Origin of the sequence: Ruminococcus sp. RTP21198st1_G1_RTP21198_201120, from assembly GCF_040924265.1 — a bacterium.
Taxonomy (GTDB): Bacteria; Bacillota; Clostridia; order Oscillospirales; family Ruminococcaceae; genus Hominimerdicola; species Hominimerdicola aceti.
Map to the genome: position 1 here is coordinate 45,728 of NZ_JBCOMH010000002.1, position 20,417 is coordinate 66,144.

Below are 20,417 nucleotides of genomic sequence, written 5' to 3' on the forward strand. Positions count from 1 at the left end.
ATATTAAAACCTTTTCAGTGAAATACACAAAACTTTCCTCAAACAAGCCAACTAATTTAAAGGCAATATTCCTTGAACAAAGTATATTTTACTCCCATTGAACCTTAATGTCAACAAATTAAGCTGAAATTTCAGCTATTTTTCACTTTTGTAATAATCGTGTAAAACAATTTACATTTTATGTATGTTCAAATAATTTAACTGTACAATAATCTCAATGTGCTTTTGTTTATATGGAATAAATATATTAAAATCGACAAAGTTTTTTGTCAAAAATCAAAAATAATTGAAAATAGTATAGAAATACATTATAATATGAATGTCTGAGCATAACAATGATCACGGAGGAAAACAATGATAAAACTTATTGCAACTGACATGGACGGCACTTTGCTTGACGATAACAAGCAGCTTCCCAAAAATTTTGACAACATAGTAAAACGGCTGTTTAATAAAAATATCAGATTTGTTATTTCAAGTGGCAGAAGCTACTGCACGCTAAAAAAACAGTTTTCTGAATATCTTGACGACATGACATTTATTTGCGACAATGGTGCATATGTTGTTGATAAAGGAAAACTTCTTTCGGTTTCAGTGTTGCCAAAGGATACCGTTAAAGAAGCAGTTAGATTTTGCGACAAATTAGGACTTACAGTCCTTCTTTGCGGAAAAAATGGCACATGGCATAACTCAAGAAATGATAGTCAGCACCAAGAAATAGCTTCATACTATGTAAATCAAGTAAAGATGGAGGATCTCACCCTTGTCGACGATGATATTTTCAAGATAGCCGTTTTTGAAGAAAGCGGCATTGAAAATGACGGCTACTGCAAGCTTGAAGAACGCTTCGGCGAAAATTTCAACGTGCAGCTTTCAGGTAAATACTGGACGGATATAATGAATAAGGGCGTAACAAAAGGCACTGCACTGCGAACCATAGAAAACCGCATTGGAGTACGATATGAAGAAACCATGGCTTTCGGCGATTATCTTAACGATGTTGATATGCTCAACAATTCTTACTACAGCTTTGCAATGTCAAATGCTCATGAGTCTATTAAAAAGGTAGCAAATTTCATGACAGGCTCAAACAATGACAACAGCGTTATGAAAGAAATCGAAAAACACTGCCTTGCATAAATAAAACATAAACAAAGCGATCTGACCAAAAATCAGACCGCTTTTTCTTATAATCTCATTTTAAAATCATCATAGCCGAACTCTTTTATAAGCTCCAACTCGCCGTCAAGCTTTTGAAGATATATTGACGGCAAAGGCATTCCGTTGAAAGTGTTGTTTTTACACATGGAATATATAGCCATATCACAGAAAACAAGCCTGTCACCCTCTTTAAGCGGCTTATCAAAGGAATAATCCCCGATTATATCACCTGCAAGACAGGTCGGACCGCCAAGGCGATAGGTGTAAGCCTTTTCGTCTGCCTGCCCTGAACCGATGATATTCGGTCGGTAAGGCATTTCCAGAACGTCAGGCATATGACAGGCTGCTGAGGCATCAAGGATAGCAAGATCCATGCCGTTTTTAGCCGTGTCTATCACCTCTGAAACAAGATATCCTGCATTGAGTGCAACAGCCTCGCCCGGTTCAAGATAGACCTGAACACCATATTTGTCATGAAGATAATTCACACACTCGATAAGGGTATCTAGGTCATAGTCATCACGGGTTATGTGATGTCCACCACCAAGATTTATCCATTTCATATTGTAAAGATACTTGCCGAACTTCTCCTCAATATGTGGTATCGTTCTTTTTAGCACATCAGAGCCTTGCTCACACATAGTATGAAAATGCAGACCATCTATGCCATCGATAAGACTGTCATCAAAATTATCTAAAGTTGTTCCGAGCCTTGAATTTTTGAAGCATGGATTGTAGATATCAGTTTTGATCTCCGAATACTCAGGATTGCACCTTATTCCGCAGGATATCTTCCTGCCGCTTTTTTCAACAATGCCCTTGAATTTCTGCCACTGTTTTGGTGAGTTGAACACGATATGGTCGCATATCTGAACAAGCTCATTCATGTCCTTTTCTGTGTATGCAGGAGAATAAACATGAACTTCTCCGTCAAACTCTTCCCTGCCAAGCTTTGCCTCATAAAGACCGCTGGCGGTAGTGCCTTTCAAGTGCTGTGATATCATAGGATATGTGCTATACATGGAAAAAGCTTTCTGTGCCAAAAGTATTTTACAACCCGTTTTCTCCATGACATTATTCAAGATAGTCAGATTTTTTAGAAGCTTTGCTTCGTCAACAACATAACAAGGGGTTTTCACCTTAGAAATATCAAACATTCTTTTCCTCCACAGCTCATCTATATGAACCATCGTTGATAAAGTTTACTGTAATATTTTTGTTTTTCATTCTTGCGTCCATAAAAACACTAAGAACACCCTTGGCAAATTCAAGACTCTCCTCAGGAATATCGTCAAAGTCATGTATCATTATTTCCAATGGCTCTTCGACTTCACATAGCTTCTCATAAAGCTTGTCGCCGTTAGCTATAGAATCCATATCATGAGCAAGCGCCTTGCTGACATATGGGTAAAACATATCAGCATTTACCATTTTAACATCGTCTATCATCAATATCATTTACTCGTCCCCCATAAATTTTACTGCTGTTCCGTATGCAATCACCTCAGCCGCGCCTGCCGCAATAGCAGATGAAGCATATCTTATATTAACTACTGCATCAGCACCCAATTGTTCAGCTTCAACCACCATTCTCTTCGTGGCAAGAGCTCTTGCATCATTCATCATCTCATTATAGGCAGTAAGTTCTCCGCCAACAAGATTTTTAAAGCTCTGCATGATATCCTTTCCGACATTTTTGGTCTGGATAGTTGAGCCTTTGACAAGCCCAAGCATTTCAAGCTTTTTGCCAGAAATATAATCAGTATTTACTAAGATCATCATCTTCGCCCTTCTTTATTTCTTTTATACGCTGAATAAGCACCGTTATCGCAACGCCTGACAGCAAGGCAGGAACTACCAGAGCAATTATCTTTGCAAGCATAGGAACACCATTCATATATGCAAAAATAACGCCAATAGCTATATAATAAATAGATATCAAAGCAACTATCACAACTGGTGCTATCATTTTTTTTGTTTTGGTTTTCACTTTTCGTCACCTTTAATCAAAAACCATTTTCTTTTTGCCGTTTTTGTTTCGTGGATACTCTCTTATCCTGATGATATTGGCTGTATTCACGATACTTTCGTTTCTATCATCACCCTGAGTAACTCTTACCCAGCCATCGCCTATCTCTTCAAGTGTGCAGTCTATAACTGATGAAAGCGAACCTCCCTGCGAAACTGTATAAACAAGAACCTCTTGTCCGAGATATCTCGCAAAAGCTTCTTCGATCTTCATTTTTTTGTTCTCCTATTAGTCAACAAGAACAGGATCAAAGTTCTCTGTCCAAGGCAGACCCCACTTGTTAAGTGCGTCCATGAATGGATCCGGATCAAACTCCTCTATATTGTGTACGCCCGGCTTTTTCCACTTGCCTGTGAGTATCATCATTGCGCCTATCATTGCAGGCACGCCTGTTGTGTAGGAGATAGCCTGTGAACCGACTTCCTTATAGCACTCCTGATGATCGCATACGTTGTAAACGTAATATGTCTTGTCCTTGCCGTCCTTTTTGCCCTGGAAGATACAACCGATATTTGTCTTACCCTTTGTTCTTGGACCGAGTGAAGCTGGATCAGGAAGAACTGCTTTAAGGAACTGTAGCGGTACTATCTTCTTGCCCTCAAAGTCGATAGGCTCGATAGAAGTCATACCCACGTCCTCAAGGCACTTAAGGTGTGTAAGATAGCTTTGACCAAATGTCATAAAGAAACGAATCCTCTTGATACCCTTGATGTTGAGAGCCAGTGATTCAAGCTCCTCGTGGTGAAGAAGATACATATCCTTTTCGCCAACCTGATCGAAGTTATAAACTCTCTTTATCTCCATTGGCTCAGTTTCTACCCACTTGCCGTCCTGAATATAAGAACCCTTTGCAGAAACTTCTCTTATGTTTATCTCAGGATTGAAGTTCGTTGCGAATGGATAGCCATGATCGCCTCCATTGCAGTCGAGGATATCTATATAGTTTATTTCATCAAAATAATGCTTCTGAGCATATGCACAGAAAACACCTGTTACACCTGGGTCAAAGCCAGATCCGAGAAGCGCTGTGATACCAGCCTTTTCAAATCTCTCTCTGTAAGCCCACTGCCACTTGTATTCAAACTTTGCAGTGTCCTCTGGCTCATAGTTTGCTGTGTCAACATAGTCTACTTTACACTCAAGACAAGCGTCCATGATATGGAGATCCTGATAAGGCAGAGCCACGTTGATACAAATATCAGGCTTATATTCTTTCATAAGAGCAACAAGCTCAGGCACGTTGTCTGCGTTCACCTGTGCAGTTGTGATATTTGTCTTTGTCTTATCCTGAAGTTCCTCCTTGAATTTATCGCACTTTGACTTTGTTCTGCTGGCGATACAGATATCAGTAAATACCTCGCTGTTCTGACAACACTTGTGTATAACTACACCTGCAACTCCGCCTGCACCGATTATCAATGCTCTTGACATATTAGATCATTCCTTTCTATTTTATCAATTATACTTATTTACTTATAAAAATACAAAAGTATCTCTCTCAGCAGCTTGCAGGCAAGTGCCGTTGAACGTCCTGTCTGATCGTATACAGGGGACAGCTCATTCACATCAAAGCCCACGATATTGAGCTTTGCGACTTCCTCCACTGCAAACATAAGCTCCTTGAAAGTAACTCCCCCTGCCTCAGGAGTACCCGTTCCCGGAAACTCTGAAGGGTCGAGCACGTCAAGGTCAAGGGTAAAGTAAACAGGTTTGCCCTGAAGTTTTTTCACTATGCTGTCAAGTCTGAAAAAGCCGAACTTTTCCATGAAAGTATGCTCTTTCGCAAACTTGAACTCGTCCCTGTCACCGCTTCTGATGCCAAATTGATATATCTTTCCGTCGCCCACAATATCCCAGCATCTATGAAGCACACAGGCGTGTGACTCTTTCACTCCAAGGTAATCGTCCCTCAGATCGGCATGAGCGTCAAAGTGAACGATATGCAGATCTGGATATTTCTCTGCCACAGCTCTAACTGCACCGAGAGTGACAAGGTGTTCGCCGCCTATCATGCAAGGCACTTTGCCGTCATCAAGTATTTCTGATGTACGGCTTTGGATATCCCTCAGTGCGCCCTCAGGATTGCCAAATGGCAGTTCAAGGTCGCCGCTGTCGAACACATTCACATCAAGGAGATCCTTATCCTGATACGGTGAATAAGTCTCAATGCCGAAGCTCTCATTGCGCATTGCAGAGCTTGCAAATCTTGTACCCGGCCTGAACGAAGTTGTGCTGTCATATGGTGCGCCGAAAAGGACTATCTTTGAATCATCATATTCACAATCACAGCCTATAAAGGTATGAACATTTTTTTCCATACTTTTCTCCTTTAGTCACAGTCCTCAAGTACATCAAGGACGTAATTCGGCAGTGCGAAACAGCCCTTGTGAAGCTCTGTGTTATAATATCTTGTCTTTATGCCGAATTTTTTCCACTCATCAGCCTTAAGGTCATATATAGGGTGAAGATTTTTAGAAGCAAAGCCGAAAAGCCAATGACCCGACGGATAGGTAGGTATATGTGTCTGATAGACCATTGAAACCGGGAACGCACTGCCTATTCTTCTGTGTGTGCGCTTTACCATATCCACATAGGAATCATAATAAGTGCTTTCATGTTGGTTTATCAATATTCCCTGATCTGTGAGCGCCTTTGAGCAGTTGCCGTAAAATTCTTTTGTAAAAAGTCCCTCTCCAGGTCCAAACGGGTCGGTGGAGTCAACTATAATAAGGTCATATTCATTTTCCTTGCGGCGAACGAATTTCAGACCGTCCTCAATATAGAGGGTAAGTCTAGGGTCGTCAAATGCACAGGCTGTCTGTGGAAGATACTCCTTGCACACATTTACTACCTGCTCATCTATCTCCACCATATCTATCTTTTCAATAGTGTTATATCTGCAAAGCTCGCGGATAGTTCCACCGTCCCCCGCACCAATAACAAGCACCTTTTTTATCTCAGGATTGACCGCCATAGGGACTGCCGTTACCATTTCATGATAGATGAACTCGTCCTTTTCGGTAAGCATTATAAAGCCGTCAAGCACTAATACCCTGCCGAACTCATATGTGTCAAAAACGTCTATTTCCTGATAATAGCTTTTTTTAGAATAAAGCTGTTTTTTTACACGAATGGTGAAATTAACATCGTCCGTATGTTTCTCAGTAAACCAAAGATCCATAAAATGTATCTCCTCTCTATGAATTTACCACTACGTTTATGTTGTTTATCTCAAGATCCTCCGTACCTGTAAGGAAACAGCCCTTTTCTTTACAGTATGCGATATAATTAAGTATGTCGGAAGTTATCTTCTCACCAGGGGCAAGGATAGGTATTCCCGGCGGATAGCACATAACAAACTCTCCGCATATCATACCGTTGCTTTCTTCTATAGGCACTGATTTTTTCTCGCTGTAGAAAGCTTGCTGCGGCGGTATCTCAACGATAGGATTGATATATTCGTGGTCAAACATTCCTGACGGGTCTTTTGAATAAAGCCTTTTAATTTCGGAAAGTGCGGATATAAAACGCTCTATCTCAAGCTCTCTATCTCCTGCGGAAACTATAGCAAGTATATTTCCGATATCACCGAACTCTATCTGAATGTCGTAATCGTCACGTAGAATGTCATAGACCTCAACACCTGCCAATCCCATGGCTCTTGTGTGAACGGAAAGCTTTGTGCTGTCAAATGCGAAGATATCATCACCATTTTCAAGCTCCCGACCGAAAGCATAATAGCCACCTATCTTATTTATCTCTTCCCTTGCATAATCGGCATAGTCAACTGCCTTTTTAAAAAGCTCCTTGCCGTTGAGCGCAAGATTTTTTCTTGCAAGGTCAAGTGATACCATAAGCAGATAAGAGCCGCTTGTGGTCTGAGTGAGGTTAATTATCTGTCTTACATAACCCTCTGAAACAGTGTCTGCACAAAGAAGGAGTGATGACTGTGTTAGGCTTCCTCCTGTTTTGTGTATTGATACTGCCGCCATATCTGCTCCTGCCGCCATTGCAGAGCAAGGCAGACCCTCACCAAAATAAAGGTGAGTGCCATGTGCTTCGTCCGCAAGCACCAACATACCATGCTCATGGGCAAGCTTGACGATACTTTTTATATCAGAGCAAATTCCGTAATAAGTTGGGTTATTCACCAAAACAGCCTTTGCATCAGGATTTTCCTTGATAGCTTTTTCAACGTCCTTAACGGACATTCCAAGAGGTATTCCAAGCTGTTTGTTTGTGCCTGGGTTTACATAAACAGGTATAGCACCGCACACAACAAGTGCATTGATAGCACTTCTGTGAACGTTTCTCGGCATTATTATCTTATCTCCTGCCTTACAGCTTGTAAATATCATCGTCTGAACTGCGGCAGTTGTGCCGTTTACAATAAAGAATGCGTGCTTTGCACCAAAAGCCTCAGCGGCAAGCATTTCAGCATCTTTTATCACAGAAACAGGGTGACAAAGGTTGTCAAGTGGCTTCATGGAGTTCACATCGCACTTCAGACAATCCACGCCCAAAAAGTCACGAAGCTCTTTATTCATTCTTCCGCCCTTGTGACCAGGTACGTCAAGACGCACCACTCTGTTCCTCATATGTTTTTTTAAAGCCTCATACACAGGTGCGTTATTCTGTGTTAAGTTCAAATCTATCACTACCTTATCAGTATATGTTCATGCCGCTGTATATCTCAATCATCTCACGGCGCAGACTATCTGTTATGTCAAGCCTTTGCTTCGGCGTAAGCTCATATACGTCCTGCTTGAAAAGATAATTCTGCAAGTCGATATCCTTAATGAGAAGCTTGGTATGGAAAATATTCGACTGGTAAACGTTGACATCTATTGCATCATATTTAGTCAGCGTATTTTTATCTATATAATCCTGAATCGAAGTTATCTTGTGATCAATAAAAAACTTTTTTCCCAAAACATCTCGCGTAAAGCCTCTTACTCGGTAGTCAATAGTGATAATATCAGAGTCAAAGCTGCTGATAAGATAATTCAGTGCATTTAGCGGAGAAATAGTTCCGCAAGTAGAAACATCTATATCCACTCTGAATGTGGAAATAGCATTGTCTGGGTGATATTCAGGAAATGTGTGAACGGTAACATGGCTCTTGTCAAGGTGAGCGTGTATCATTTCAGGCACATCGCCGCCTATTTTTCCTTGATTGCACGAAGGGTCGATACTGTCCTCATCGAGGGCTTTTTCAGCAATAAGCACGTTCACAGACGCACCCTGCGGCTCATAATCCTGTTTTGATATATTAAGTATCCTTGCGCCTATCATCTCAATAACGTCGCAAAGAATTTTCGTAAGTCTTTCTGAATTATACTGCTCGTCAATATAAGCAATATATTCCTTTTGTTCTCTTTCAGTTTTGGCATAACATACATCATATATGTTAAAGCTAAGGGTCTTGGTTAGATTATTAAAACCATACAAAGAAAGCTTCTGCTCCAACCCTAACATCACCCGTCCTTTCGGATAAAATAATCAGCCTATCAAGACTAAAATTATAGACTTGTTTTCATTATACCACATCTCGATCAAAAAGTACATAGTTTTACGCACTTTTTTCATATTTTTTTATTAAGCATGGCATAAGTGTGGCAATAAAATAAAAAAGGTTGAAATCAAGAAGAAAATAGTGTATAATTAGTTCTGATAATTGTTACAGGAGAAATATACAATGTTATTGAATGTTGAACATCTTTACAAATATTTCAATGGGCAGGCACTGCTCAAGGATATAAATTTCACAGTTGAAGACAGAGAAGCCGTTGGACTTATCGGCATAAACGGATGTGGAAAGTCTACCCTGCTTAATATCATTACAGGCAGTGAGGGCTACGACAAGACCCCCGAAGGACTGGGCTCTGTGAATATCGCAGGAAAGGCTTCCATTGGTTTTTTAAGGCAGAACAGCGGACTTAATTCTGAATTTACCATAGGTGAGGAAATGAAGAACGCTTTCGCTCCCCTCCTTGAAACACTGGATAAAATGAAAGTCCTTGAAAAGAAAATGGCAGATGGCGGAGATATTGACAGTATAAGCCACGAATATGCCGAGCTTTCTTCATACTTTGAGGCTCGGGACGGATATAGGATAGATGTAAAAATAAAGCAGGTGCTTAACGGCATGGGCTTTGGCTCAACACCTACAGACAGAGTCATCTCTACCCTTTCAGGCGGTGAAAAAACACGTCTTGCACTGGCTAAGCTTCTTCTTGAAGAGCCTAATCTGCTTATACTTGACGAGCCTACCAACCACCTTGATTTTGAAACGCTCATGTGGTTAGAGGACTATCTCAAAGGCTACAAGGGTGCAATAATCATAGTTTCCCACGACAGATATTTTCTAAACAAGGTCTGTACGAGAATATGTGAGATAGAACAAGGCAGGCTCACATCATATCGAGGGGACTATTCCTCCTATCTTGTGCAAAAGAAAATGAAATCAGAGCGTCAGCTCAAAGAATATGAAGCACAGCAAAAAGAGATAGCAAAGCTTGAGGACTATGTGGCGAAAAATCTCGTCAGGGCTTCAACCTCAAAAATGGCGAAGTCAAGACAGCATATGCTTGACCGTATCGAGCGAATCGACAAACCGCTTATGTACTCAAAGCCGCCAAAGATAAAGCTTGAATATGATATTGAGCCAACAAAGGATATTGTGCGAGTTGTTGACTGTCCGCTGGTCGTTGGCGAGGGTGCTGACAAAAAGGAGCTTATAAAGTCACTTACAATGAACGTTCGCCGTGGAGAGCACGTTGCTATAATCGGTGCGAACGGTATCGGAAAAACTTCCATACTGAAACTTATCCAAGGCATTATCCCACACGAGGGTGGGAATATAAGTTGGGGCGGAAACGTGAAGATATCCTATTTTGAACAGGAACACGCTATACTTGATCCTCATAAGACAGTGCTTGAAGAAATAACGGATCGCTATCCAAGATTATCAGAACAACAGGCAAGAAGCGTGCTAGGTGCAGTTCTGCTTACAGGCGAGAATGTGTTCAAGCCTATTTCTGTTCTCAGCGGTGGCGAAAGGGCAAAGCTTTGCTTTGCCATAATGGCTCTCAATCGTGGAAATGTACTTGTGCTTGACGAGCCTACAAACCACCTTGACCTAAGCACAAAAGAAGTGCTGGAGGACGCTTTGGCAGAGTTTGGTGGAACGATAATCCTTATATCTCATGACAGATATCTACTCAACAAGGTAGCAAGCAGGATAATAGAGATAAAGCATGACGAGGTGAACTCATACGAGGGCAACTTTGACGCATACAGCGAAGCGGTGAACGCTGCCCGTCAGCTCAAGATGCAGAGCGAAGCAGAGATAAAGCGTGCTGAAGAGGAAAAAGCGTACAAAGAAAACAAAGCAAGACAATATCGCAGTAAGGAACAGCGTGCCGCTGACGCTCAAAAACGCAACCGCATAAGAGAACTTGAAAAGGAGATCGAAGATACAGAAGTTCTGATATTTGAACTTGAAAATGCCATATCTGACCCTGAGATAGCTTCCGACTACAGCAAAATGAGCGAGAAATGCAAAGAGCTTGAAGAAGCCAAAACCGCCCTTGACCAGAAAATGGACGAATGGGCAGAACTTTCAGATCAGCTTTCATAAACAAATTTTCACAGAAACCACCCCTTATGAGTATAATGATACAGCACAGACTGACATTATACATAAGGGGTGTTTGTTTTGGAGATAAAAAGGCTGTCAGAGTATGAAATAAAAGTTATTCTCAACGAAAAGGATATGCGGATAATGAATATATCCTTTGAAGATTTTGAGAAAAACAACAAAAGGAGCAAAGATTTTTTATCTGAACTCATGTTTATACTCAAAGAGACAGGACTTATAAAAATATCCGAAGGAAATATTGAAGTTGATGTTGCTTTGACAAGCGAAGAAACAATAAACATATATTTTATACTACCTAAAAACGACAGTCATCACACCACCGAACTTGCCATAATCAGCTACGATCCAAACGAGCTAATATCAAAAGCTACTGAAATATACAAAAAACACTCCGAAAAGATTATAAAAAGCAGTCTGTATCAGCTTCCTAGTGGTTATGCTCTAATCTTCACCATAGGATACGCACGCTCAACAGTTGCGAAAAAAGCTTTACTGAAAACCTGCGCTACTGACAACGTGATTATAAACAAAATAAAGGAGTACAGCCCATTATTGAGCAGTACTCCTTTTGAAAAACTAAACTATTTCTCTTAGAAGCTTAACAGCCTCTGGCATATCGTTTGCCTTAAACGCATATGTTCCCGTTACTAAAGTGTCTGCACCAGACTCTTTAAGCAAACCAGCAGTTTCGAGATTTACGCCACCGTCAACCTGAAGTCTGATATCCCTTTCCGTCTGGTCAATTAGATATCTCACTTCGCTTATTTTTTCAAGAGTGTCAGGAATAAACTTTTGACCGCCAAAACCTGGGTTTACTGTCATAACGAGTACCATATCAACAGACTTAAGAAATGGCTGGATCGCACTTACAGGTGTTGCAGGCTTAATGGAGATTCCTGCCTTGATCCCCCTCGAATGTATTTTGTCAATAACAGCTTGCGGATCATCAGCCGCCTCATAATGAAAAGTTATAAGGTCAGCTCCAAGATCTGCGTAGTTATCAATATATCTGATAGGATCGCAAATCATGAGATGAACGTCTACTGGAACAGTTATGCTTTTGCCCACACTTTTCAAAAGCGGTTCGCCAAAACTTATATTTCTCACAAACATTCCGTCCATGACATCATAATGAATCCAGTCAACACCAGCGTCCTCAGCACGCTTTATCTCGAACGCAAGGTTTGAAAAGTCGCAGGCAAGCAGCGACGCAGAAACGATAATATCCAATTGAAAACCTCCGTTAATTCAATATCTTCCCACTTAATATTGTCCTATAATTTCAGTTTCTATTATACAACACCACTGGGGCATTGTCAAGCTTGTTCGTCAAGAGTTAATGTATAAGCTGGAATAAATTCATCAAGAAAAACATTTGCTTCTGGAATATTCATTGCGACAATAGATTCAAGTGTAGATTTTTCAGCTGATGCAAAATCAGTATTTCCCATTTGTCTTTCTTCAAGGCACTTTATAAGTGCAGAAAGCTTATCAGCCGCTTTAACAAGAGTCCATGCTTCTTCTTCCTGTGAAGTTTTGCAGAAAAGCGGCTCAAAGTCCTCTTTCAGATCATCAGGAAGATAAGACACCAGAGTATTTTTGGCTTTCTGCTCGATCTCATCATATGCGCCCTTTATCTCGTGGCTGTAATATTTTATAGGCGTAGGCAAGTCACCTGTGATTATCTCGGTGACATCATGATACATAGCAAGCAGCGCACATCTCTCAGGAGAAACATTACCGCCAAATCGCTTATTTCTGATAAGTGCAAGCACATGTGCGATAAAAGCAACTTCAAGGGAATGCTCGCTAATATTCTCATTGATCGTATTTCTCATAAGTGCCCAACGATTTATATATTTCATACGAGATATCACTGCAAAAAATTTACTTTCCGACATATCAACACTCCTAAACTATACACAAAAATCGGGACGATGCTTTTCATCGTCCCGAAAAATTTCTGATCTTATCTTACAATTGTAAGAAGAACACCAGCAGCAACGGCTGAACCGATAACGCCGGCAACATTAGGACCCATAGCGTGCATCAACAGATAGTTTGTAGGAACTTCCTGCTGACCGACCTTCTGAGAGATACGGGCTGCCATTGGAACGGCAGATACACCTGCTGAACCGATAAGAGGATTGATCTTGTGACCTGAAAGAACATACATAAGCTTACCAAGAAGTACGCCGCAGGCTGTACCAATTGAGAATGCTACAACGCCAAGTGCCATAACTTCTGCAAACTGAATATTCATGATCTTATCTGCCTGTGTTGTTGCACCAACTGTTACACCAAGGAAGATAGTGATGATGTTCATAAGCTCGTTCTGAGCAGTCTTAACAAGTCTGTCGCAGACGCCACTCTCTTTAAGAAGGTTACCAAACATGAGCATACCAACCAGTGGAGCTGCTGAAGGAACCATGAGTGAGATAACGATAGTTACGAGGATAGGGAAAATAAGCTTTTCTACCTTAGAAACAGGTCTGAGCTGACCCATTACTACTGAACGCTCTTTCTTTGTTGTAAGAGCCTTCATGATAGGCGGCTGGATAATAGGAACAAGAGCCATATATGTATAGGCTGCAAGTGCAATAGTACCAACGCCGATATTACTGTTTGAGGTTAGAAGTCTTGAAGATACATAGATAGATGTAGGACCATCAGCACCGCCGATGATAGCAATAGAACCGCACTCAGCAGCACTCATGCCGAAGAGAGCTGCACCGATGAATGTAAAGAAGATACCGCCCTGTGCAGCAGCACCCATAAGAAAGCTCTTAGGGCTTGCGATCAGCGGACCAAAGTCTGTCATAGCACCGATTCCAAGGAATATGAGTGGTGGATAGATCTGAAGCTTAACGCCCATGTAAAGAATATCCAACAGACCACCCTTTTGAAGTATCTGACCGTAATCTATATAGTGATCATTGCCTGCAACCGTTTTATAGTTCCAGAAGTCTGGATGATACATCTCAGCGTATGGCAGGTTTGTAAGCAGCATACCGAATGAGATAGGCAGAAGCAGAAGCGGCTCAAAGCCCTTTGCAATAGCCAGATACATAAATACGAATGAAATAAGTATCATTATGATATTTTTCCAGCCACCGTCTACGAGGAAACCCGCAAAACCCGACTGTGACGCCAAAGACGCCATGGTATCAAGAAATGAATTAATTATTGACATCTATTATCACGTTCCTTTCACGTCAACTGCACTAAAATGGTCTTGTATTGTCTATTATGCCTGCGGTAGACCATGCAGGTCTTTGAGGCTTGGCAGTTTTAACGCTCTTAAGAACGAGCTTCTTGCCCTCTGCACTGCTCATAGCCGAAATTGCAGCCATGATAACAGCAACTGTTTCTTCTTCAATGCCGTCTTCTACAACAGGAGCAGCAGCCTTTATTGGCTCTGGCTTAGCAACAGCCTTTGCAGCTTCAGCAGCTTTTTTTGCCTCTTCAGCCTTTCTTGCAGCTCTGCCGTTGATAACGTCAAATAACTTGCCGTATATCGACACAAGCAGAATAAGCAGAACAAGTCCGATAAATACCACAACTAAACCTGTGATAACGACAGAGGCAACAGTTCCAGCACCCAGATCTTTTTGATCAGGACTGATCGTACTCTTTGCCGCAACCATCTGAGCTGCAGTGTTAAGAAAATTGATCATAAAAATTCTCCTTACTGTAAGTATAATAAAACTTAATATTATTATACACCAAAGCCACACAAATAGCAAGACTTTTTCCCACATTTTTTTCACAAAATTATCTCCAAGTCAACACCTATTTTTGTTATGATTTCTGATAAAAGTGCATAAATACGCAAAAAACTTATATATTGGGAACACTTGCAAATATCATGTTAAGATGTTATAATATCTTTACATAATAATGTTACGGAGATGATTTTTTTGTCTGACAGATTTTTGAATTGGCTTGAGAAATTTACCCCACATCTTATAGCTGCGGCTGTTATTTTTCTTTTAGGAATACTTCTTGACAAGCTTGTTTTGAAGGTCATGCACAAAGGTTTGAGCATGCGTCGAACAGACGTGACTATACATAAATTTCTCACATCTGTGGTACACACTGTATTACTTATTATAATAATAGTAATGGCACTTTCTGCACTTCAAGTACCTATGTCATCAATAGTCGCAACTATCGGTGCAGCAGGTCTTGCTATCGGTCTTGCTCTTCAAAACAGTCTTTCAAACGTCGCAGGCGGCTTTATCATACTTTTTTCAAAGCCTTTTAAATGCGGTGATTATGTAAAAATAGGCGACTCAGAGGGAACTGTTGACGCTATCTCTATACTTTACACCACCTTAAAGACCCTTGAGAATAAGATGATATTTATACCAAACGGAGTTGTTTCACAATCGACTATTACGAATATAACTGCTGACGACAAACGTCGCCTTGAACTGAAATTCTCTATCAGCTACAATGACGACCACAACAAGGCAATGGCTATTCTCAGAGAAATGCTCAATGATGAGCCAAGGGTAATAAACGAGCCTGACAAGCCGCTTGTGGCTGTCTGCGAGCATGGCACAAGTGCTATAATCCTTATCATGCGTGTATGGATACCGACCGATGCTTACTGGGAGATACGATACAAATTTCTCAAAGAGGCAAAGGAACGCTTTGACGCAAACGGCATTTCTATACCATTCGACCAACTTGACGTACATATATCAAAATAACAAAAGTCCGCAGGCCAGCATCTGCGGACTTTTTTACCTCATATCTTCCCTGTTCTTATATAAAAATCTGTTCACATCAATACTGTCTGCAATTGGTAGCTTGGTTTTGTCACAGTATGTTTTTTCAAGACTTTCGAGCTTCTCTGCTATTCTAAGCTGACCGTCAAGCGCACTTTTTATACACTCCGCAAAAGGACTTCCGCATAGATCACTGTAGGTCTGACAAAACTCCTTTGAATACGCCTTGACAAAAAATCTTGCTTCTTTTATTATATTTCCGTCAGTTACCATTGTTATCCTCCAGACTTGTGAGCAACCCTGAACGCTGATTTTTCAAAGCCGCTGTAAGCTTTTGCATATCTTCCTTTAGCTGCGGCTCTTTTATCTCACTCACATAATGCTCAAACCTGTCTATCATGCAGTTTTCAGACACGATAAGTCTTTTTATCGCCGCAAACTGTTCCTCAGTTATCATAAAGACCGCCTCCCGATATTATTATACCGAAGGCGGCCTGTTTTATTCTTTATGCTTTTCATCAAGAAGCGTTGTGGCTATTGCAGCACAAAACACCTTTTTAGCACCCATTTTCTTTAGCAGTCCGCTGCACACGTTAAGCGTTGAACCTGTTGTGTAAACATCATCAAATAGCAGTATATTTTTGCCTTTTATGTCAGCGTGTTTCGCTAGAGAATAATAAATATCCTCCGCATGAGTTTTTCGTTGAGCGGCAGTCAAAGTATGCTGTTCTGCAGTATCCCTTGTCCGTCCAAGTAGACGATGATCTTCTCTTATCCCAAGCTCCATAGCCGTAAAGTGTGCAAGCTTTTGTGCCTGATCATATCCTCTTTTACGGCGTTTTGATCTGTGCATTGGCACTGATGTGATGATATCCGCCTGCTGTGCGATACCATTTTTTCTTAGCACATTACCCAGAAGCTTCGCAGAATATTCCGCAAAATTAAGCTGTCTGTCGTCTTTAAGCTGATGTATTGCTTTCACGCAGATATCTTCATATCTCATAAGAGTATAAATGCTATCAAAATGTAGTGAATCATGATCTAGGCACTTATCCTTGCCGCACTTTTCGCACAATATTTTTTTATGAAAAGGCAGCTTACATTCACAATTTTTGCACAAAAGCTCGTCCCATTTTATAAAACTTCCACATATAGGGCAACGATTAGGATAAACAAAATCAAGCAGAAATTTATATATCAAGCGTCTGCTGACCACTGTCATCACCCTCTACAAGCTCCATTAGCATATTTTTAAGCGCAGTATACCTCAAAGTGCGTTTATTATTATCTATCATAAAATCAACACGCTTTTTCGAGCCAACTATTATAAGCATTCTTTTGGCTCTTGTCACAGCCGTATAAAGAAGATTTCTGTAATAAAGCTTGTCAAATCCACCGAATACAGTGAGAATGACAACATCAAACTCAGAACCTTGGCTTTTATGCACTGTTATGGCATAGGCAAGCTCCAGATTATCCAGCATTTGCTTGTCATAGACAGCTATTCTGCCTTCAAAATCTATAGTCACAGTTTTAAGTATCTTGTTCACTGCAATTATTATGCCTATATCGCCGTTAAAAATGCCTGCGCCACTTTCGGTCTTGTCCTCGGTTATATACTTTTTCCAAAGAATTTCATAATCATTCTTGGTCTGCATGACCTTGTCACCTTTTCTGAAAGTATAAACAGGGGTCTTGACCTCTGATTTTCCTGCGGCAGGAGGATTAAGCTCCTGCTGTAGACGCTTGTTTAGTTCCACAGTACCCGCAGGACCTTTTCGTGTAGGCGAAAGCACCTGAATGTCGTCTATGGGCGAGTAATCGTAGGCTTTTGGCAGTCTTGTTTTGCAAAGCTCCACCACAAGATCCTGAAGTTCTCCATATTCAAGCCGTTGCATAAAAAAGAAATCCTTGTCCTTGCTGGCCAGGTCGATATGCTCGCCGTTTACTATCTTATGGGCGTTCATAACAATCTCAGACTCCTGTGCCTGTCTGAAGATCTCTTTTAGTGTTACAACAGACATTACTCCGCTGTCAATAATATCCTTTAACACATTTCCTGCACCTACTGACGGAAGCTGATCGCTGTCCCCCACCAGAACGAGCTTGCAGGTAACGCTTATGGCTCTCAAAACGGCTTCAAAAAGGCAAGAATCCACCATGGACATCTCGTCGATTATCAAAGCGTCACAATCGAGAAGATTGTTTTCATCATGTATAAACGCAAGTGTGTCACCGCTTGTATGCTTCACTTCAAGAAGCCTGTGGATAGTTTTTGCGTCAAATCCCGTAAGGTCAGAAAGCCTTTTTGCGGCTCTGCCTGTTGGTGCACATATCATAACGTTAAGCCCTTGCTGCTGATAAAGAGAAATTATAGCGTTGAGCGTTGTGGTCTTTCCTGTACCTGGCCCTCCCGTCAGCACAAGAAAACCCTTTGACAGTGCAAGATTTATGGCTTCACGCTGTATTTTTTCATATTGTATGCCATTATTTTCCTCTTCAAGATCAATTACTTCGGAAAAATCTATCTTATTGTCATAAGAGATCTGCCGCATTATGGCAAGTCGCCTTGCTATGTAGTCCTCAGCTTTGTAAAAATCTGCAAGCATAACAAAACGTCTGCCATGCTTATCGTAATAGTAGAGGTTTTCCTCCTCAGTTTCATCCTCGATTACTTTTTTTATAAGCTTTTCATCAACATCAAGATAACTTACCGCTGTTTTCACAAGGCTATCTAAAGGCAGGCAGGTATGACCTTGGTCAGCGTTTTGTCTTAGAATATATGTAATGCCTGCCTTTATCCTGCACTCGCTGTCAGCAGGGATATCAGACTTTGCCGCAACTGCGTCCGCACGGGAAAATGACAGGTCGACGCCCTGAATACAAAGCACATAAGGGTTTGATTTTATAATCTGCTCGGCAGTGTTGCCCCAACGCTTCCACGCCTTTATGCCATAAGAAGTTTCTATCTCGAATTTGTTAAGATATGACATAAGAGACCTTGCGGCAAAAGTGGTTTTGAACTCCTGAGATATTTTTTCCGCTTTTTTAACTGTTATCCCGTCTATCTCCGTGAGCCTGTCGGGAGAATTTTCTATTATGTCAAGGGTATCGTCCCCGAACTTGTTCACAAGCTTTTTTGCAAGTACAGGCCCTACGCCTGATATAGCACCGCTTGCAAGATAACGCTGAATCGCTGCAGAGGTAGTAGGCAAAGAACGCTCAAAGATATGCACCTTGAACTGCTCGCCGAATTTCTGATGTGAAGTGAACTCCCCTGTCACAACGAGATCTTCGCCCTCCTCAACGTCACCCATTTCGCCAACAACTGTGATAAGGTCATTGTCACAGTTAAGCATAAGCACACAGAAGCCTGTGTCCTCACTTTTAAATATTATGCTGTCAACCTCACCCTTGAGGGTCTTTAAATCTTCCATATTATTCTCCGAATGATCTATTTTTCATGGCATTTCAGCTCTCTGCGCTTGATAAAATCTGCAAGTTCAGTTATATCAACACAGTGAACGATGCTATAATCCTGTTCCAAACGCTTTGAAACATAATTTATCTCGCTTTTGTCAAGCTGAACGAGGATTATTTCTCTCCCATAATATTCAGGCTGAAAAAACTCCTCCCAATAACAGCTTTTTACCATATGTTCAAGCTCACGTGTATTCTTTTTACATGGGATAAGCAAATATCCTCCACGCTTGCCAACATTTCGCACCTTATACCATTTCACCCAAAACCAAATAACGACCGCCAGCACAAGAGCCAGAAGAAGTATAAGATTCAACACAAGATCACCTCCACATATTATTAGTACATTTTATGCGGAAAGCAGATTTTGTGTCATATGATTCATTTTACACCTTTTTGACGAAAAAAGCAAGATTTTTATGCAAAACAAAAAAGCTGCCCCGAAGGACAGCTTGAATTATTTACTTTATCTCAACTGAAGCAGCCCAATCCTTGAACTTATCTTCATACTTTGACTTATTTTTCTGCTCGCAGAGAAAATCAAAAATGTAGTAGCCACCGTTGCCCTCTGTTATAGAACTCATGCCATAATAATGTTTATCTCCTATGCTCTGGGTATAATAAATATATTTTGAATCCTTGCCTGTTATTTTCAAGGTTGTTGAGCCGTTTTCAAGGATAAAATCAAAGATATCCGATGCAGACTCGCCCTTGCCATAGCCGTAAAGTGCAATATCAGAATATGAAAGCTTAACAGCGTTTATGCCCACCTCGTTGTTGGAGAAGCTATCAAGGGCATACAGATTTGTACTGCTAGATTTCTTAATATCCGCAGGAGCGGTCATTGTATATCCCGTACCCTGCAATGTTTTAGTAGCTGTGTTTTTGTAAAAATATCTCACGCCGAAAGCCACCAAGAACGCTAGGATAAACACAAGAACTGACATCAAAGGCTTTGGTATACCCTTTTTAGCAGATGTAACAGGCGCTATCTTGTAAGGCTCATATGCACTGCCGTATGGAGTTTGAGCATTGCCATTCTGCGGAGGCGGATAACTCTGCTGAGCGTAGCCGTTCTGTGGCTGACCATAAGACTGCTGACCCTGAGCATAATTCTGCTGAGGTACTGCATTCACAGGTTGTGCTCCTGTTGTGTTGCGCTTGCCAAAGCCAACATTCTCACCAAGGTTTGATGTGTCGATAGAATCCATATAACCGCTTGTTTCAGACTTCACAGCCGACCCACAATTAGGACAAAAAGCGTCAGTATCACTGATCTTTGCCGAACAAATAGGACATTTCATATTCTTTTCTCCCTCATATAATTTATGCTTTTATTCTAACATAT

General features: G+C 41.0%; 24 protein-coding genes and 1 pseudogene. 4 read left to right on the top strand and 21 right to left on the bottom strand.

The window, feature by feature from the left end; translation table 11 throughout:
• Positions 1-354 precede the first annotated feature (354 nt).
• Positions 355-1,140 (top strand): Cof-type HAD-IIB family hydrolase, encoded by a 786-nt coding sequence (locus tag AB5627_RS01605; protein ID WP_038671740.1) that lies wholly within the window; start codon positions 355-357, stop codon positions 1,138-1,140.
• A 47-nt stretch (positions 1,141-1,187) separates the two neighbouring features.
• Here the strand turns inward: AB5627_RS01605 and nspC are convergent, their stop codons facing one another.
• From nspC to speD, 10 genes are read right to left on the bottom strand one after another with little or no spacing between them, the layout of a single operon-like run.
• Complete coding sequence (gene nspC, locus AB5627_RS01610; protein ID WP_368369633.1) at positions 1,188-2,318, bottom strand: carboxynorspermidine decarboxylase; 1,131 nt, start codon at positions 2,316-2,318, stop codon at positions 1,188-1,190.
• A gap of 16 nt (positions 2,319-2,334) precedes the next feature.
• Positions 2,335-2,619 carry a hypothetical protein gene (locus AB5627_RS01615; RefSeq protein WP_046439728.1) on the bottom strand — a complete coding sequence of 95 codons (285 nt, stop codon included), beginning with the start codon at positions 2,617-2,619 and terminating at the stop codon, positions 2,335-2,337.
• Complete coding sequence (locus AB5627_RS01620) at positions 2,620-2,940, bottom strand: YbjQ family protein (protein ID WP_038673184.1); 321 nt, start codon at positions 2,938-2,940, stop codon at positions 2,620-2,622. It lies immediately after the preceding gene.
• Complete coding sequence (locus tag AB5627_RS01625; protein WP_022288395.1) at positions 2,921-3,151, bottom strand: hypothetical protein; 231 nt, start codon at positions 3,149-3,151, stop codon at positions 2,921-2,923. The genes AB5627_RS01620 and AB5627_RS01625 overlap by 20 nt, the downstream gene beginning before the upstream one ends.
• Positions 3,152-3,163: 12 nt before the next feature.
• On the bottom strand, positions 3,164-3,403 hold the full coding sequence (locus AB5627_RS01630) for a hypothetical protein (protein ID WP_022288394.1): 240 nt from the start codon (positions 3,401-3,403) through the stop codon (positions 3,164-3,166).
• 15 nt (positions 3,404-3,418) lie between these two features.
• The gene (locus tag AB5627_RS01635; protein ID WP_022288393.1) at positions 3,419-4,621 is read right to left on the bottom strand and encodes a saccharopine dehydrogenase family protein; all 1,203 of its coding nucleotides are present in this window, start codon (positions 4,619-4,621) and stop codon (positions 3,419-3,421) included.
• A 38-nt stretch (positions 4,622-4,659) separates the two neighbouring features.
• Positions 4,660-5,508, bottom strand: coding sequence for an agmatinase (speB, locus tag AB5627_RS01640; protein ID WP_117876113.1), 849 nt, complete (start codon positions 5,506-5,508; stop codon positions 4,660-4,662).
• A gap of 11 nt (positions 5,509-5,519) precedes the next feature.
• Positions 5,520-6,371 (bottom strand): polyamine aminopropyltransferase, encoded by an 852-nt coding sequence (gene speE / locus AB5627_RS01645; protein WP_038671730.1) that lies wholly within the window; start codon positions 6,369-6,371, stop codon positions 5,520-5,522.
• Positions 6,372-6,387: 16 nt separating this feature from the next.
• Positions 6,388-7,839, bottom strand: coding sequence for an aminotransferase class I/II-fold pyridoxal phosphate-dependent enzyme (locus tag AB5627_RS01650; protein WP_038671728.1), 1,452 nt, complete (start codon positions 7,837-7,839; stop codon positions 6,388-6,390).
• Positions 7,840-7,855: 16 nt separating this feature from the next.
• Positions 7,856-8,671 (bottom strand): adenosylmethionine decarboxylase, encoded by an 816-nt coding sequence (gene speD / locus AB5627_RS01655; RefSeq protein WP_265290474.1) that lies wholly within the window; start codon positions 8,669-8,671, stop codon positions 7,856-7,858.
• 217 nt (positions 8,672-8,888) lie between these two features.
• Between speD and abc-f the strand changes: the two genes are divergently transcribed.
• Both abc-f and AB5627_RS01665 read left to right on the top strand, forming a co-directional pair.
• Complete coding sequence (gene abc-f, locus AB5627_RS01660) at positions 8,889-10,832, top strand: ribosomal protection-like ABC-F family protein (protein WP_368369634.1); 1,944 nt, start codon at positions 8,889-8,891, stop codon at positions 10,830-10,832.
• A gap of 78 nt (positions 10,833-10,910) precedes the next feature.
• Positions 10,911-11,447: an adaptor protein MecA gene (locus tag AB5627_RS01665; RefSeq protein WP_288177689.1), complete on the top strand. Its 537-nt coding sequence runs from the start codon at positions 10,911-10,913 to the stop codon at positions 11,445-11,447.
• Here the strand turns inward: AB5627_RS01665 and rpe are convergent.
• From rpe to AB5627_RS01685, 4 genes are all read right to left on the bottom strand, one after another.
• Entirely contained in the window at positions 11,430-12,083 is a 654-nt protein-coding gene (rpe, locus tag AB5627_RS01670) for a ribulose-phosphate 3-epimerase (protein ID WP_022286755.1), read from the bottom strand. The two genes, AB5627_RS01665 and rpe, sit on opposite strands and share 18 nt — an antisense overlap.
• 86 nt (positions 12,084-12,169) lie before the next feature.
• Complete coding sequence (gene yfbR / locus AB5627_RS01675) at positions 12,170-12,754, bottom strand: 5'-deoxynucleotidase (protein WP_022286754.1); 585 nt, start codon at positions 12,752-12,754, stop codon at positions 12,170-12,172.
• Positions 12,755-12,822: 68 nt separating this feature from the next.
• Positions 12,823-14,046, bottom strand: a complete 1,224-nt coding sequence (locus AB5627_RS01680; RefSeq protein WP_022286753.1) for a sodium ion-translocating decarboxylase subunit beta — start codon at positions 14,044-14,046, stop codon at positions 12,823-12,825.
• Between the two features lie 31 nt (positions 14,047-14,077).
• The gene (locus tag AB5627_RS01685; protein ID WP_022286752.1) at positions 14,078-14,530 is read right to left on the bottom strand and encodes an OadG family transporter subunit; all 453 of its coding nucleotides are present in this window, start codon (positions 14,528-14,530) and stop codon (positions 14,078-14,080) included.
• Positions 14,531-14,764: 234 nt separating this feature from the next.
• On the opposite strand from AB5627_RS01685, the gene AB5627_RS01690 reads away from it, so the two are divergent.
• Complete coding sequence (locus tag AB5627_RS01690) at positions 14,765-15,571, top strand: mechanosensitive ion channel family protein (protein ID WP_368369635.1); 807 nt, start codon at positions 14,765-14,767, stop codon at positions 15,569-15,571.
• Between the two features lie 33 nt (positions 15,572-15,604).
• On the opposite strand, the gene AB5627_RS01695 is transcribed toward AB5627_RS01690, so the two are convergent.
• From AB5627_RS01695 to AB5627_RS01725, 7 genes and pseudogenes are all read right to left on the bottom strand, one after another.
• The gene (locus AB5627_RS01695; RefSeq protein ID WP_022286750.1) at positions 15,605-15,862 is read right to left on the bottom strand and encodes a hypothetical protein; all 258 of its coding nucleotides are present in this window, start codon (positions 15,860-15,862) and stop codon (positions 15,605-15,607) included.
• Positions 15,852-16,046, bottom strand: a complete 195-nt coding sequence (locus AB5627_RS01700) for a hypothetical protein (RefSeq protein WP_022286749.1) — start codon at positions 16,044-16,046, stop codon at positions 15,852-15,854. Before AB5627_RS01700 ends, AB5627_RS01695 begins: the two co-directional genes overlap by 11 nt.
• Positions 16,047-16,088: 42 nt before the next feature.
• Positions 16,089-16,592, bottom strand: coding sequence for a phosphoribosyltransferase family protein (locus AB5627_RS01705; protein WP_288177687.1), 504 nt, complete (start codon positions 16,590-16,592; stop codon positions 16,089-16,091).
• A gap of 60 nt (positions 16,593-16,652) precedes the next feature.
• Positions 16,653-16,811, bottom strand: a pseudogene (locus tag AB5627_RS01710) (double zinc ribbon domain-containing protein); the annotation flags it as partial.
• Complete coding sequence (locus AB5627_RS01715; protein ID WP_022286747.1) at positions 16,780-19,026, bottom strand: ATP-dependent RecD-like DNA helicase; 2,247 nt, start codon at positions 19,024-19,026, stop codon at positions 16,780-16,782. The pseudogene AB5627_RS01710 and the gene AB5627_RS01715, both read right to left, overlap by 32 nt.
• A gap of 17 nt (positions 19,027-19,043) precedes the next feature.
• On the bottom strand, positions 19,044-19,388 hold the full coding sequence (locus tag AB5627_RS01720) for a hypothetical protein (protein WP_038671715.1): 345 nt from the start codon (positions 19,386-19,388) through the stop codon (positions 19,044-19,046).
• Positions 19,389-19,530: 142 nt separating this feature from the next.
• Complete coding sequence (locus AB5627_RS01725; RefSeq protein ID WP_022286745.1) at positions 19,531-20,373, bottom strand: zinc ribbon domain-containing protein; 843 nt, start codon at positions 20,371-20,373, stop codon at positions 19,531-19,533.
• Between the last annotated feature and the right edge of the window lie 44 nt (positions 20,374-20,417).